This is a genomic window from Phycicoccus sp. DTK01 (genome assembly GCF_017312765.1).
Classification (GTDB): Bacteria; Actinomycetota; Actinomycetes; order Actinomycetales; family Dermatophilaceae; genus Phycicoccus; species Phycicoccus jejuensis.
Genome location: NZ_BOPU01000009.1, coordinates 87,867 through 102,198 on the forward strand (window position 1 = coordinate 87,867; position 14,332 = coordinate 102,198).

11 protein-coding genes are annotated in these 14,332 nt (G+C 76.0%); 7 read left to right on the plus strand and 4 right to left on the minus strand.

The annotated features are described in order from the left end of the window. The first annotated feature begins 9 nt into the window (after positions 1-9). A complete protein-coding gene (locus J3473_RS16460; RefSeq protein ID WP_207024976.1) occupies positions 10-579 on the plus strand; it encodes a 5-formyltetrahydrofolate cyclo-ligase in 570 nt (189 codons plus the stop codon). A 15-nt stretch (positions 580-594) separates the two neighbouring features. Here J3473_RS16460 and J3473_RS16465 read toward each other — a convergent pair whose 3' ends face one another. Continuing rightward, positions 595-3,210: a penicillin acylase family protein gene (locus J3473_RS16465; protein WP_207024977.1), complete on the minus strand. Its 2,616-nt coding sequence runs from the start codon at positions 3,208-3,210 to the stop codon at positions 595-597. 47 nt (positions 3,211-3,257) lie between these two features. Here J3473_RS16465 and J3473_RS16470 point away from each other — a divergent pair, with 47 nt between their 5' ends. From J3473_RS16470 to mscL, 6 genes are all read left to right on the plus strand, one after another. After that, positions 3,258-4,802, plus strand: coding sequence for a potassium/proton antiporter (locus J3473_RS16470; RefSeq protein ID WP_242525921.1), 1,545 nt, complete (start codon positions 3,258-3,260; stop codon positions 4,800-4,802). Positions 4,803-4,919: 117 nt separating this feature from the next. Further along, entirely contained in the window at positions 4,920-5,819 is a 900-nt protein-coding gene (locus tag J3473_RS16475) for an ABC transporter ATP-binding protein (RefSeq protein ID WP_030528687.1), read from the plus strand. Then, positions 5,816-6,655 (plus strand): ABC transporter permease, encoded by an 840-nt coding sequence (locus J3473_RS16480; RefSeq protein WP_242525922.1) that lies wholly within the window; start codon positions 5,816-5,818, stop codon positions 6,653-6,655. The genes J3473_RS16475 and J3473_RS16480 overlap by 4 nt, the downstream gene beginning before the upstream one ends. Before the next feature lie 172 nt (positions 6,656-6,827). Further along, positions 6,828-7,184, plus strand: coding sequence for an FmdB family zinc ribbon protein (locus J3473_RS16485; protein ID WP_030528685.1), 357 nt, complete (start codon positions 6,828-6,830; stop codon positions 7,182-7,184). A gap of 39 nt (positions 7,185-7,223) precedes the next feature. Next, a complete protein-coding gene (locus tag J3473_RS16490; protein WP_207024978.1) occupies positions 7,224-7,886 on the plus strand; it encodes an SAF domain-containing protein in 663 nt (220 codons plus the stop codon). A gap of 129 nt (positions 7,887-8,015) precedes the next feature. Then, complete coding sequence (gene mscL / locus J3473_RS16495) at positions 8,016-8,399, plus strand: large conductance mechanosensitive channel protein MscL (RefSeq protein WP_207024979.1); 384 nt, start codon at positions 8,016-8,018, stop codon at positions 8,397-8,399. A gap of 82 nt (positions 8,400-8,481) precedes the next feature. On the opposite strand, the gene J3473_RS16500 is transcribed toward mscL, so the two are convergent. The 3 genes from J3473_RS16500 to J3473_RS16510 all read right to left on the minus strand — a co-directional run bounded on the left by J3473_RS16500 (position 8,482) and on the right by J3473_RS16510 (position 14,321). Next, on the minus strand, positions 8,482-8,679 hold the full coding sequence (locus J3473_RS16500) for a hypothetical protein (protein WP_207024980.1): 198 nt from the start codon (positions 8,677-8,679) through the stop codon (positions 8,482-8,484). Continuing rightward, on the minus strand, positions 8,672-12,508 hold the full coding sequence (locus tag J3473_RS16505) for an AAA domain-containing protein (RefSeq protein WP_242525923.1): 3,837 nt from the start codon (positions 12,506-12,508) through the stop codon (positions 8,672-8,674). Before J3473_RS16505 ends, J3473_RS16500 begins: the two co-directional genes overlap by 8 nt. Before the next feature lie 523 nt (positions 12,509-13,031). Continuing rightward, on the minus strand, positions 13,032-14,321 hold the full coding sequence (locus tag J3473_RS16510) for an MFS transporter (RefSeq protein ID WP_242525924.1): 1,290 nt from the start codon (positions 14,319-14,321) through the stop codon (positions 13,032-13,034). Positions 14,322-14,332: the final 11 nt, after the last annotated feature.

Consider the following 14,332-nt stretch of genomic DNA (forward strand, 5'->3'; position numbering starts at 1 on the left):
ATGCCGGACATGCCGCAGAGCCCGAAGTCCGTGCGCCGGAAGGAGCTGCGCGCCCGCCGCCGCACGATCGCCGCGGAGCGCTCCGTCGAGGCCGACGCCGCGGCCCTCGCGCGCGGCGCCCTCGAGCTCCTCGACCGGCTCGGGCTCGGGTCCGGCGCGGTCGTGCTCTCGTACGAGTCGGTGCCCGGCGAGCCGCCGACCGCCGCCCTCAACGACGCCCTCGTGGCGCGCGGCGCGCGGGTGCTCGTCCCCGACACCCTCGCCGACCTCGACCTCGACTGGCACGACCTCGCCGACCCCGCGGCGGCCCGCCTCGGCCTCGACGCCCCCACGCGCGCCGACCTCGTGCTCGCCCCCGGCCTCACCGTCGACGCCGACGGCACGCGGATGGGGCAGGGCGGCGGCTGCTACGACAAGGCGCTCCCCCGCCGGCGCGCGGGGGCGCCCGTCGTCGTCCTCCTCCACCCGGGCGAGCTCGACGACGAGCCGCTGCCCCGCGAGGAGCACGACGTGCCCGTCGACGCGGTCCTCACCGCCGACGGGCTGACCGTCCTGCGGGACGGCACGCTCGACCGCTGAGACCCCAGGTCACGGTCAGGGGCCGCTCGGTGCGCTGTCCGGGCGCAGGGTGAGCACGTCCGGGTCGGTCGCGTCGACCGCGCCCGCCGTGAACGGCCAGGCGCGCTGACGGCCGGCGACCCAGTCGCCGACCTGGTCGGCGTAGTGGTCGTCGAGGACGTGTCCGCTCACGCCGGTCTGGTTGACCCACGTCGAGCGGTCGAGGTCGGAGAGGTCGACGACCATCCGCATCGACGGCGCCCAGTTGACCCGGTAGCCCTCGCTGGTGCTCCAGCCGTTGGCGTTGACGATGGCCGAGCCGCCGGGCATGTCGTAGGGCCCCTCGTTGAACAGCCAGCGCACCGGTCCCGGCACGGCGTCGCCGCCGAGGACGCGGTGCTGGAGGGTCAACCGGTGCAGCTTGCCCCAGTCCCAGCCCTGGGGGTCCTTGCCGAGCTCGGTCGTCAGCTCCAGGCGCGCCTCGACGAGGGCCTGGCGCAGGATCTCGTCGCGCCCCTCGGTGATGTTCGGCGTGAGCCGGTTGTCCCACCAGGCGTTGTCGGGGTCCTCGAGCAGGCGCGTCACGGCCGCGCGCCAGCGGGCGCCGCCGTCGGACTTCATGTCGGCGGGCAGCTCGTCGTCGAACGTCAGCTCGCAGAGGTTGCGCCACACCGCGTTGTAGTACGCCGCCGCCGAGGAGGCGTCGGAGTCGGAGGCGGGGGTCGAGTAGTCCCAGTCGCGCAGCAGGTCCCGGGCGCCCTCGGTGAAGTCGAGCAGGTCCTGCTCGCCGGTCTCGCCCTCGCGCACCTCGAGCGGCACCTTGAGCAGCGCCGGGACGAGGGTCCGCGCGAAGAGGTCCTCGTCGTCCATCTGCACGGACGCCATGTCGGCCGGCGTCGCCTTCTCCAGCTTCTCGAGGCGCTGGGCGATGCGGGTGGACCGGAAGCCATGGTCCCACTCGGTCGTGAGGAACGGCGTGCGGCTGCTCGTCACCTCCTGGTTGGCGGCGACGACCACGCCGTCCTCGGGGTCGAGCACCCACGGGAGGTCGTCGAAGGACACATAGCCCTTCCAGTCGTACGAGGAGTCCCACCCGGGCGCCGGCCAGTAGCCGGGCGGGCTCTTCGCGACCGCCGCGCGGCGGATCGGCACGAGCCCCGGGGCCTGGTACCCGATGTGCCCGTCGGTGTCGGCGTAGACGAGGTTCTGCGCGGGGACGGCGAACGAGCGTGCCGCGGTGCGGAACTCGTCGAAGTTCGACGCGAGGTTGAACCCGAGGATGGCGTCCGCGGTCTTGCCGGGCCGCAGCCCCGTCCAGGCGAGCGAGACCGCGTAGTCCTGGTTCTCGTCGCCCTCGGCCGCGGTCGGCGCGCGGCTGCCTGCGTCACGGGCGGAGGCGAGCACGTCGGACATGATCGGCCCGTGCGCGGTCGCGCGGACGGTGATCCGCTGGTCCGCGTGGCCGGCGACCTTGATCGTCTCCTCGCGGGTGGTCACCGGCTCCCAGTCGCCGTCGCGCAGGTAGGTCTGGCCGACGACGCGCTCGAGGTAGAAGTCGGTGACGTCGGGCCCGAGGTTGGTGAAGCCCCACGCGATCCGTCCGTTGTGGCCGATGACGACACCCGGCACGCCGGCGAACGAGAAGCCCGAGACGTCGAGGGGGCACTCGGGGCCGACGGTGCGGCACGAGAGGCTGTTCTGGATCCAGATGCCGGGCTGGCTGACGCCGAGGTGCGGGTCGTTGGCGAGCAGCGGCTTGCCGCTGGCCGTCCTCGCGCCGGAGACCACCCACGAGTTCGAGCCGACCCCCTCGCCGCGGCCGACGAGCTGCGGGACGGCGTGCAGCGCCTTCTCGACCTGCGCGTAGGCCGCCCGCGCGCGTGGGCCGGTCGTCTCGTCCGGCGCCGAGGCGGCGGCCGGGGCCGCGGAGGTGGCGCCCGGCGACCACTCGTCGGTCGAGAGGATCGGCGGGTGCGCCTCCGCGTCGTAGGTCGGGTAGATGTCGGCGATCTGCGCGCGCGAGACCCGGCCGGTGAGGCGGGCGCGCGCGAGCTCGTCGGAGTAGTCGCCGCGCAGGTCCCAGGCCATCGCCTTGAGCCACGCGAGGCTGTCGACGGGCGTCCACTCCTCGATGTCGCCGAGCGGGTTCTGCAGGCCGAGGACCGTGTACTCGGCGGAGACGTCGCCGGGGCTGCGACCCCGCAGGTAGCGGTTGACGCCGTCGGCGTACGCCTGGAGCACCTGACGGGTCTCGGGCTCGAGGGTCGGCAGCTCCTCCTCGGCGATGCGGCGCCACCCCATCGTCCGGATCACCTTGTCGGTCTGGACGCCGGCCGGGCCGACGAGCTCGGCGAGCCGTCCGGCGGTGATGTGCCGGCGCAGGTCCATCTCGAAGAAGCGCTCCTGCGCGTGGACGTACCCCTGCGCGCGGGCGAGGTCGGTGACCGAGTCGCCGTAGATGTGCGGCACGCCGCTGTCGTCGCGCTTGACGGTGACGGCGGCCGAGAGGCCCGGGAGGGTCGCCTCGCCGGAGTGCGTCGGCAGCGAGCTGCGCAGCGCGGTCACGACGAGCACGCCGGCGACCACCGCGACGACGACGATGACGGCGAGGAGTCCCACCAGGACCCGGCGGGCGACGACGAGGCGACTCACCCTGCGAGACTAGGACACCTCCCCCCACGAGACGAGGACGGTCCCCCGTGACGCAGGCGTGGTCGACGCTGCTCGCGGAGGCCGTCGCGCCCACGGGGTTCACGGTCGACGACCTCTCGCGCGTCCTGCTCGTCGGCAGCGTCGTCCTCGTCGTCGCGGTCGCCGCCGTCCGGCTCTCGCTGCGCTCGGGCCTGCCATCCCTCCTCGTCTACCTGGCGATCGGGCTCGCCCTCGGCGAGAACGGCCTCGGCATCCGCTACGACTCCGAGGAGCTGACCCAGGTCCTCGGCTACGCCGCGCTCGTCCTCATCCTCGTCGAGGGCGGCATCACGACGCAGTGGTCCGGCATCCGCCGGTCGGTCGCCCCCGCCATCGCCCTGTCGACCGTCGGCGTCTTCGTCAGCGTCATCGTCGTCGCCGGCGTGGCGCGCGGGGTGCTCGGGTGGTCGTGGGAGGTCTCGCTGCTCATCGGTGCCGTCACCGCCTCGACCGATGCCGCCGCCGTGTTCTCGGTGCTGCGTCGCGTCCCGCTGCCCCGGCAGATCTCCGGGATGCTCGAGGCCGAGTCGGGCTTCAACGACGCGCCCGTCGTCCTCCTCGTCACGGCGCTCGCGGCGCAGCTGACGCCGGGCGCCGAGCCCGAGCCGTGGTGGCACCTGCTCCTCGTCGCCGGCCTCGAGCTCGCCGGGGGCGCCGTCGTCGGGCTCGGCGTGGGCTGGCTCGGCGCGCGCGTCATGCGGCTGGTCGCCACGACGTCGTCGGCGCTCTTCGCGATCGGTGTCCTCGCCGTCGCGGTGCTCGCCTACGCCGCCGCCGACAGCATCCACACCTCGGGCTTCATCGCCTGCTACCTCGCGGCGCTCGTCCTCGGCAACCTGCCGATGCCCCACCGTCCCGCCGTCACCGGGTTCGCGACGGCCATCGGCTGGCTCGCCCAGATCGGGCTCTTCGTGCTCCTGGGGCTGCTCGCCAGCCCGAGCGGGTTCGCCGAGCAGCTGGTGCCTGCCCTCGTCGTCGGGGCGGCGGTCCTGCTCCTCGGGCGGCCCCTGTCGGTCCTCGTGTCGGTCACGCCCTTCGGCATCCCGTGGCGCGTCCAGGCCTTCCTCTCGTGGGCCGGCCTGCGCGGCGCCGTCCCCGTCGTCCTCGCCACCGTCCCCGTGACGATGGGGACGCCGGGGGTCGAGTGGATGTTCGACCTCGTCTTCGTCCTCGTCGTCGTCTTCACGATCATCCAGGCGCCGACGCTGCCGTGGGTCGCGCGCCGGCTCGGGGTGGGGGCGCTGCACCACCGCGTCGACCTCGCCGTCGAGGCCACGCCGCTCACCGACCTCGGGGCCGAGATGCTCGAGATCGACATCGGCCCCGAGTCGCGCCTCGCCGGCGTGCGCGTCTTCGAGCTGCGGCTGCCCGCCGGGGCCAACGTCGCGCTCGTCGTCCGCGACGACGCCTCGTTCGTCCCCAAGGACGGTGACGTGCTGCGGCACGACGACCAGCTGCTCGTCATCACCCCGACCGCGGTGCGCGCCCGGGTCGAGGAGCGCCTGCACGCCGTGAGCCGGGGCGGCCGGCTCGCCGGCTGGGCCGAGGGCTGAGTCGACGACCCCGGGCGTCGGCGGGCGGACCCCGGGGTCGGCTCAGGGGTGGTCTCGGGGTCGGATCGGGCCCGACCCCCATGGCCGCGGCCGGCCGCGCGCGGAAGGGTCGTCCCCATGATCACCGTGGACCACCTCACGAAGCGCTACGGCGCCTTCACCGCCCTCGACGACGTGTCGTTCTCGGCGCGCCCCGGCCGGGTCACCGGCTTCCTCGGCCCCAACGGCGCGGGCAAGACGACGGCGATGCGTGTCGTCGCCGGCCTCACCCCGGCGAGCAGCGGCACCGCGACCGTCCTCGGCCGCCCCTACGCCGCCCTGCCGACCCCCGGCCGCCACGTCGGCCTCCTCCTCGACGCCTCGGCGCAGCACGCGGGCCGCACCGGCCGCGAGGTGCTGACGCTCGGCGCGATCCTCACCGGCGTAGACCGCCGCCGGGTCGACGAGATGCTCGACGTCGTCGGCCTCACCGAGAAGGAGTCCCTGCGCCGGGTGCGCAACTACTCGCTCGGGATGCGCCAGCGGCTCGGCCTCGCCCACGCCCTGCTCGGGGACCCCGAGGTCCTCGTCCTCGACGAGCCCGCCAACGGCCTCGACCCCGCCGGCATCCGCTGGATGCGCGACGTCCTGCGCGGGTACGCCGCGCGCGGCGGCACGGTGCTGCTCAGCTCGCACCTGCTCAACGAGATCGAGCGCGTCGCCGACGACCTCGTCGTCATCGGCAACGGACGGGTCGTCGCCGCCGGCACGACCGACGAGCTGCTCTCGGGCACGGGCACGGTCGCGCGCTCGGTCGACGACGCGGCCCTCGCCGAGGCGCTGCGGGCGGCCGGCGTGGCCGTCTCGCCGTCGGCCACCGGCGGGCTCGTCGCCGAGACCGACGCCGACACCGTCGGGCGGGTCGCCCTGGGCGCCGGAGTGGCGCTGCGCGAGCTGCGCGCCGGCGACGAGCGCGGGCTCGAGGAGATGTTCCTCGAGCTCACGGCCGGCGCCGCCCGCGAGGAGGTGGCGGCGTGAGCACCACGACGGCCACCACCACGACGACCCGCCGCGCGCCGGCGGACAGCACGCCGCACGTCGCGCGCCTGCCCGAGCCGCTCGCCGGGCCGCGCCCGGCACGGGGCATCCCCTTCGGCCGGCTGGTCCGGGCCGAGCTGCGCAAGATGACCGACACCCGGGCCGGGCGATGGCTGCTCGTCGCGATCGGCGTCGTCATCGCCGGGGCGCTCACCGTCCTGTTCGTCCAGCAGGGCGGCGACCACCCGTACGGCGCCTACCTCCAGGCGACGGCGATGCCGATGGCGCTGCTGCTGCCGGTGGTCGGCATCCTCGCCGTGACCTCCGAGTGGTCGCAGCGCACCGCCCTCGTCACCTTCACCCTCGAGGCCCGCCGCGCCCGCGTCGCGTGGGCCAAGGTCGTCGCCGCCCTCGCGGTCGGCGTCGTCGCGGTCGTCCTCTCCTTCGCGCTCGCCGCCGCGGTGCACGCCGCCGCCATCGGGCTGCGCGGCGCGACCGGGGACTGGGGCGTCGAGGGCACGGTGCTGCTGGGCGCGGGCGGCTACGTGCTCCTCGGCCTGCTCCAGGGCCTGGCCTTCGGGATGCTCCTGCGCAACACCCCGGCCGCGGTCGTCCTCTACTACGTGCTCCCGACCGGCTGGTCCATCCTCGGGTCGCTGTGGTCCGCCGCGGCGAGCGCCGGCGAGTGGCTCGACCTCAACCGCACGATGCAGCCGCTGTTCGGCGGGAGCCTCACCGGCGAGCAGTGGGCGCAGCTCGGCACCTCGGTCGGCGTCTGGGTGCTCCTGCCCCTCCTCGCCGGGATGGTGTGGGTCACCCGGGCCGAGGTGAAGTAGACCCCTGGCAGGGCCGGCGGCCCCCGGACCCGGTGCACGGGGCCGGGGGCCCGTCGGGGTGCGGCACCGGGGACGCGGCGCGGGCCGTATCCTGGGGGGACCGCGCCGCCGCGAGACCCGCACCACCGTGAGGGGTCCGGCGGCGCCCCGATGTCGTCCGAGGAGGACCACCGTGCCGACCTACGCCTACGCGTGCACCGAGTGCGACCACCGCTTCGAGGCCGTCCAGTCCTTCAGCGACGACTCGCTCACCGAGTGCCCCGAGTGCGGCGGGCGCCTGCGCAAGGTCTTCAACGCGGTCGGCATCGTCTTCAAGGGCGGCGGGTTCTACCGCACCGACTCGCGCTCGGGCAGCGGCTCGACGGGGTCGTCCTCCGGGTCGTCCTCGACGGGGAGCTCGGGCTCCTCCGGGTCCTCGACGTCCGAGGGCTCGTCCTCGGGCGGGACGACGTCGTCGTCGTCCTCCTCGTCGACCTCGTCGTCCACAGGGGCCTCCGCGGGCGCGTCGTCGTCCACAACCTCGGCCTGACCCCTCCCGGCGTCGGGCGCCGCGACCTAGCGTCGCGGCATGCCCCTCGCCCTCCTGCCCGGCCTCCTCGGCCCCGGACGCGCCGCCCGCTGGCGGCGCTCGGTGCTGCGCCGGGTGCTCGCAGCGGCGTGCCTCGCGGGGGCGGTGCTCGCCGTGCTGCACGTCGTGCGGCCTCCCCCGCCGCCGACCGTCCCGGTGCTCGTCGCCGCGCGCGAGGTCGCGGCCGGGTCGGTCCTTCGCGCCGATGACATCACGTCCATCCGGGTGCCGGTGGCGGCGCGGCAGCCCGGGGCGCTGACCGACGTCGGCGCGGTGACGGGCCGGCGGGTCGGCGCGGCGCTGGCCGCCGGCGAGGCGGTCACCGCCACGCGCCTGGTCCCGCGGGGTGTCACCGAGGGCCTGCCCTCGGGGCGCGTCGCGCTGCACGTCGCCCTCGCCGACCCGGGGTCGGCCGGGCTGCTCGCCCCCGGCGGCGTCGTCGCGGTCCACCCCGGACCGGGTGGTCCCGTCCTGGCGCGCGACGCGGTCGTGCTGTCGGTCGACCCACCGCCCGACGAGGTCGGCCTCGGGGCCGGGCCTGCGCCCCCGACCGCACCCGGGGCGGTGCTCTCGTTGACGCCCGAGGCGGCCGACCGGGTGCTCACCGGGCACGGCGGCACCGACGGGCTCGTGACCGTGACCCTGCTGGCGACCGGCGGATGAACGGGCGTGGCGGCCGGGTCGTCGGCACCCCGCGACCGATCCGGCGCCGCGACACGACGGGACGGGGGTCGCGGGCTGCGCGGGAGCGCAATACGGTGGCCGCGTCAACTTCTGCGAAAGGGAAGCACCATGACGGGCTTCAAGAACTTCCTCCTGCGCGGCAACCTCGTCGAGCTCGCCGTCGCGTTCATCATCGGCACGGCGTTCGCGGCGGTCGTCAAGGCCTTCACCGACATCGTCGTCGAGCTCATCGGCAAGGTCACCGGCGGCGCCGAGTTCAAGTTCGACGACTGGCAGCCGGGCGGCTGGACGACCGTGGGGCCGTTCGTCACGGCCACGGTGGCCTTCGTCCTCATGGCCGCGGTCGTGTACTTCCTCGTCGTCAAGCCCTACGAGCGGGCCAAGGAGCGCTTCTTCCCCAAGGAGCCCGAGGCCGAGACCATCGACCCGAACACCGAGCTGCTCAAGGAGATCCGCGACGAGCTGCGTGCCGGGCGCGGCATCGGCGGCTGACCACCGGGCACTCCACCCCCACCCGCGACGGGGCGGCGACCATCACGGTCGCCGCCCCGTCCGCGCGCGGTGGGCGGATCGGCTACTCCCAGTGGGGCGGACGCTGCTCGCGCAGCCAGCGGTCGTGACCGCTCTCCCCGGGGGCCGGCTCGGCCCGGGGCGTGGCGACGTCGGGGGCGTCGTCGGTGCGGGGGTTGGTCGCGGGCCGGGCGGCGCGGCGGGGCCGCCGCCGACGCGGGCCGGGGTCGTCGCCGGTGGGAGCGCCCGGGCGCTCAGCCACCCGGGGCCTGCCGGACCCCCGCGGCGTCCAGCACCCGCGAGACGACGCGGGCCGGGTCGCGGAAGACCTCGGTCGTCCACACCCGCAGGTGCCGCCAGCCGCGACGCTCGAGCTCGTGGACGCGCACGAGGTCGCGGTCGCGCCCGGACGGGACGCCGGCGTAGGCGGGCCCGTCCCCCTCGACGGCGAGCAGCAGCCGGCCGGGGGCGGTGGGGTCCTCGACGGCGAGCTCGACGGGCAGGGCGGAGGTCCCGACCCCCTCGTGGACGACGAGCCCGTGGGCGCGCAGCCGGCGGGCCAGGTCGGCGAGGACGAGCGAGGTGGCCTCGTCGGACGCCACGACGCCCTCGGCGCCGGCGTGCGCCTCGACGTGCTCGAGGACGGCGCGCAGCATCCGGGCGCCGGAGGTGCGCAGCCGGTCCGGGTCGAGGTCGTCGGCGGTGATCGAGGAGACGACGGTGAGGCTCCGGCGTGCCCGGGTCAGGGCCACCCCGAGCCGGCGGTGACCGGTGTCGGTGCCGACCGGCCCGAAGCGGTGCAGGACCCGGCCGTGCGGGGTCTTGCCGAAGCCGACGGTGAGGACGACGTCGTCCCAGGTCTCGCCCTGGACGTGGTCGGCGTCCCGGACCGAGAAGGCCTCGCGGCGTCCCGGGTCGAAGAACGCGGCGGTGGCGTCGTCGAGGCCGTCGACCGCCCGGCGGACCGCCTCCTCGACGAGCCGGCGGTGGCCCGGCCCGAGTGCGATGACGACGAGCGAGCGGTCCCGGCGCCGGCGGGCGTGGTCGAGGACCAGCGCGACGACCCGCTCGACCTCGGCCGGCGTCGACTCCACCGCGGCCTCGCCCTCGGCGACGACGCCATGACCGTCGACGAGCTCGTGGTGCAGGACCGCGCCCGTCTCCGTCCCGGGGAAGGTGACGAGCGAGCCCCCGTGGAGCTCGGTGTCGACGAAGGAGACGAGCCGCTCCTCCATCGCGCCGTACTGCCAGGTGAGCCGGCGGGTCGGCAGGACGTCCTCGAGCAGGTCGAGCACCGACTCCGGCTCGGCCTCGTCGGGCACGTCGACCCCGGCGGAGACGACGAACGGCACCGGGGGCAGCTGCTGGGCGTCACCGACGAGGACGACGCGGCGGGCACGGACGAGTGCTGCCACGGCCTCGGCGGGCGCGACGAGCGAGGCCTCGTCGACGACGACGACGTCGACGCACTCGCCGGGGGGGAGGACCGACGGCACCGCGAGCGGGCTGGCGAGCCACACCGGCCGGACGGCGGTGGCGAGCCGACCGACCGACGCCAGCAGGTCGGGCAGCGCGGCGGGCCGGCGGGCGCGGGCGACCTCGGCGCGCAGCCGGGTCTCCTCGTCCGGACGGGCCCGACGCACCTCGGCGACCCGGCGCGCGACGGCGTCGAGGACGCGCGGGACCTGGCCCTCGAGGGCGACGCGGTCGGAGTCGACGAGGGTCGCGACCGCGGCCGAGAGCCGGGTGGCGTCGAAGTCGCGCAGGGCGGGGTCGTTGGCCCCGAGCTCGTCGGCGATCGAGCACCACCACACCCATGCGAGCTCGGTACGCACCCGGTCGGCGGGGACGGCGCGGGCGCGCAGGTCCTCGACGAGCGCGGTGAGGCCGAGCTGCCCGAGCAGGTCCAGGCCGAGGCGGATGTCCGGCGCGGCGTCGAGCCGGCCGGCCGCGGCGTGCAGGCGGTCCATCCGGGCGGCGAGGGCCGGGAGGTCGAGCTCGACGAGGTCGAGCTCGTCGTCCTCGTGAGGCAGGCGGTCGTCGACCCACGAGGCGTCCTCGACGAGGGCGTCGTGGGCGGCGCGGGCGCGGTCGAGCTCGACGGGGATCTCGGGACGGCCGCCGGAGCCGGCGAGCTCGCGCCAGGCGTGCCGCTGGTGCTCGGCCTCGCGCAGCGCGGCGTGCAGGTCGGCGGGCGGCCGGCCGGGACGCAGGAGCGCGCGGGCCTGCCGCCGCACCCGCCAGCGCTCGAGGGCGCCGAGGTCGGTGCCGGAGTCGCGGCGCTCGCTGCGCGTGGCGGTCGCCACGACGAGGTCGTCGAGCGGGATGTCGAACACCTCGGGGCGGAAGACCTCGAGGGTGTCGCGGACCTGGCCGACGGTCGCGAGCACGCGGTCCCAGTCCAGCACCGTCGGCGAGGCCGGCAGGTGCACACCCCGGAAGACGTCGGCCAGCGTCCGGCGGGTGTCCTGGACCAGCCCGGTGGCGAGCCGCTCGACGCGCTCACGGGCCTCCTCGGCCACCTCGGCGGTGCGCAGGTCGGCGCCGAACCAGGGGTCGTCGGCGCCGTCGCCGTCCCAGGCCGCGAGGGTCGCGACCCGGGTGAGGATGTCGCCGGCCTCGGCGAGCGTCTCGCGGTCGAGGCGGGCGAGGACGGCGCCCGCGAGCCGCACCCGCGAGCGGGGCGCGTCCTCGAGCAGGGCGTGGCGGCTCACCTCCTCCTGCACCTGGTGCAGGGTGACGCCCCACGGGTCGCGGTGGCCGTGCAGCGCCCGCAGGTGGGTGTCGAGGAGGGCCGCGGCCTCGGCGCGCTCGCGGCGCGACTCGCTGCCCTCGGGGCCGGGCGCGGTGCGGCGGGGGGACGAGGGCGCCCCCGAGACCCGCTCGACGGCCCGGTCCAGCCCGTCGACGAGGGAGCGCACGACGGCCCGCCGGGTGTGGCCGCCGCCGACGAGGTCGAGGACGAGCTCGCCGAGCCCGACGTCGGTCAGGCGGTCGCGCACCGCGTCGAGGGCCGTGCGCTTCGGGGAGACGACGAGCACGCGCTGGCCGTCCGCCGCGAGCGCCGCCGCGAGGTTGGCGACGGTCTGCGACGCACCCGTCCCGGACGGCGCGTGGAGCAGCAGGTGCGACCCGCCGCGGACCGCCTCGACCGCCTCGCGCTGGGTGGCGTCCGCGTCGAGCACGAGGAAGTCCTCGACCGGCCCCCGGGCACCGTCGGCGGCCCCCACCGCGACGGCGGGGAGCGCGGCGGCCACGCCGGCGAGGGCCGCCACGACGTCGTGCTCGGCAAGCGCGTCGCCGTGCGCCGCGAGGTCGGCCACGAGCGGGGCCTTGTGGTACGGGAAGGTGCTGATGACCACCCGCGGGTCGACCGAGAGGTCGGGCACCGCGCGGCAGGCGTCGGCGAGCGCGGCGTAGGCCGGGTAGGGGTCGAGCGACCCGCCGGCGGTGGCGAGCTGCTCGAGCCGGTCGGTGTCGAGGGTGATGCCGTGCTCGGAGGCGAGGTAGTTGACGAGCGCGGGGTTGACCTCGAGCTCGTCACCGGGCTCGAGCACCCAGTCGTGACGGCGCGGGTCGGCGGGCCGGGTGGCGAGCGCGCGCAGGAAGACCGGCGCGCCGGGCTGGCGCGGGACGACCCGTCCGTCGTCGAGCACGACGGTCCACGACGCCATCCCGACCCCGAGGAAGCAGGTGCGCACGGCGTGCTCGCGCTCGATCTCGGTCGCGGTGTCGTGGATGCGCCCGAGCCGGGTGCGGGCGTCGTCGAGGGCGTGCGGCTCGCGGACCAGGTCCGACAGCCGCGTCGCGCCACCGGCGAGGAGGCCGCTCCGGGCGCCGAGGTGCGCCGAGGAGAGGTCGAGGGTGCCGACCGGGAGGTCGCGGTACCAGAGCAGAGTGTTGGGGCCGCCGAGCTCGACGAGCTGGCGGGTCCACCGGGCCCGGGCGTCGGCGACGCGCTGGGCCCGGAGCGTGGCGGGGTCCGGGGCGATGCTCAGGTGCCCTCCCCGCGGTTCGTCGTCGTGGGCGGCGTCGGCGGCGCCGACCCGTCGGTCGGGCCGTGTGTCGCGCACCGGTCCGCTCGCAGTCACCCCAGCAGGCTAACAACGCGCCCCCGAGCGTCCCGGGAGGCGCGGCGCAGGCACCCTCACCCCGGTCGAGGTGAAACCCGACCACGAGAGGGCCGACCTTCACCTCCACCCCGGCACCCCCGCGCCGGTCGAGGTGAAACCCGACCACGAGAGGGTCGACGTTCACCTCGAACCGATCCCGACGGCTGGGGTCCCGAGAGGTCCTCGCCCCGCTGCCGGTCGCTCCGCATCTCGGAGCATCCGGGACGAGCGGCTCCCCTGCGTCACGCCTCGGAGCACCCGGGATGAGCGGTTCCCTTGCGTCGCCTCTCGGAGCATCCGGGACGAGCGGCTGCCTGCGTCACCACCGGACGCAACCGACCGCTCGTCATGAGCGCCTCGGACGGTGACGCAACCGACCGCTCGTCATGGTTGCTTCAGAGGAGGAAGCACACGACAGCGGCCGGACGAGCACTGGTTCCCGGACGGGTCCGTCCGCCGCCGCGCGGTCGCCGACGTCGGGCCACGGCGAGGGGATCCGACGTCAGGCGGGGACCGGCCGGCCGTCGCCGTCGAGCGGGTCGGCGGGGGCGCGGGTCGCGATCGCCACGAGGCCGATGACCATCGCGAAGCCGAGAGAGGTCAGCGCCAGCGCCTGGAAGCCGACGCGGTCGACGATGACCCCGGCGACGGCGCCCCCGCCGCCCGCGGCGAGCCCCATGAGCAGGTCGGAGGCCCCCTGGACCCCCGGCCGCTCGGCGGCGGGCACGGCCGAGGTGAGCAGGGTGGATCCCGCGACGAGGGTGCAGGACCAGCCGAGGCCGAGGAGGAAGAGCCCGGCGACGAGCGTCGAGGACTCCCCCATGGGCGACACCGACGCGAGCAGCGTCGCGGCGCCGAGGATGCCCGACCCGACGAGCGCGACGACGCGGCCGCCGACGCGGTCCACGGCGAGGCCGGTGAGCGGAGAGAAGGCGTACATCCCGATGATGTGGATGCTGATGACGAGCCCGATCACGGTCAGCTCGGCGTGCCCGTGGGACATGTGCAGCGGCGTCATCACCATGACCGAGACCATGACGCCGTGCCCGAGGGCGAGGGTCAGCAGCCCGAGGCGCGCGACGGGGTGCGCGAAGGCGACGCGCAGCCCGCGGGTCACCGAGCCGTGGGTCGGCTCCGCGGGCTCGCCTCCCTCGTCGAGCGCGAGGCGGCGCGAGAGCAGGAGCGGGTCCGGGCGCAGGCGCACGAGCACGACGACGATGGCCAGCAGCAGCCCGACGAGCGAGAAGACGAACGGGCCGGTGAGCCGGGGCAGGCCGAGGGCGTCGGCCACGGGGGCGCTCGGGCCGACGAGGTTCGGGCCGAGGACGCTGCCGAGAGTGGTGGCCCAGACGACGATGCTCAGGTCGCGGGCCCGGCGGTCGGGCGGCGCGAGGTCGGCGGCGGCGTAGCGGCTCTGGCTGTTCGCGGTCGTCGCCCCGCCGAACGCCAGGCTGGAGACGAGCAGGAGCGGGAAGCTGCCGATGATCCCCGCGGTGATGAGCCCGACCGCGCCGGCCGCCGCCAGCGCGTACCCGAGGGCGAGGCCGGGCCGGCGGCCGCGGGCGGCCATGACCCGGGCCATCGGGATGGCGACGAGGGCGGAGCCGAGGACCTGGAAGGTCCCGCCGAGGCCGGCGAAGCGTGCCGAGCCGCTCACCTGCTCCGCGAGCAGGGCGCCCACGGCGATCCCGGCCGACAGCCCGACGCCGCCGAGCACCTGCGACCCGACGAGCGTCGTGACGGTCCGGCGCTGCAGGGTCGCGCGGTCCGGGGTTTGCAGGGCGTCGGTCACGAGCCGCAGTA

What these genes read in the sequence shown, in the direction of transcription:
- J3473_RS16460 (WP_207024976.1), top strand. Translation starts at nt 10, where the DNA reads ATGCCGCAGAGCCCGAAGTCCGTGCGCCGGAAGGAGCTGCGCGCCCGC.
- J3473_RS16475 (WP_030528687.1), top strand. Translation starts at nt 4,920, where the DNA reads ATGATCACCGTGGACCACCTCACGAAGCGCTACGGCGCCTTCACCGCC.
- J3473_RS16490 (WP_207024978.1), top strand. Translation starts at nt 7,224, where the DNA reads ATGCCCCTCGCCCTCCTGCCCGGCCTCCTCGGCCCCGGACGCGCCGCC.
- mscL (WP_207024979.1), top strand. Translation starts at nt 8,016, where the DNA reads ATGACGGGCTTCAAGAACTTCCTCCTGCGCGGCAACCTCGTCGAGCTC.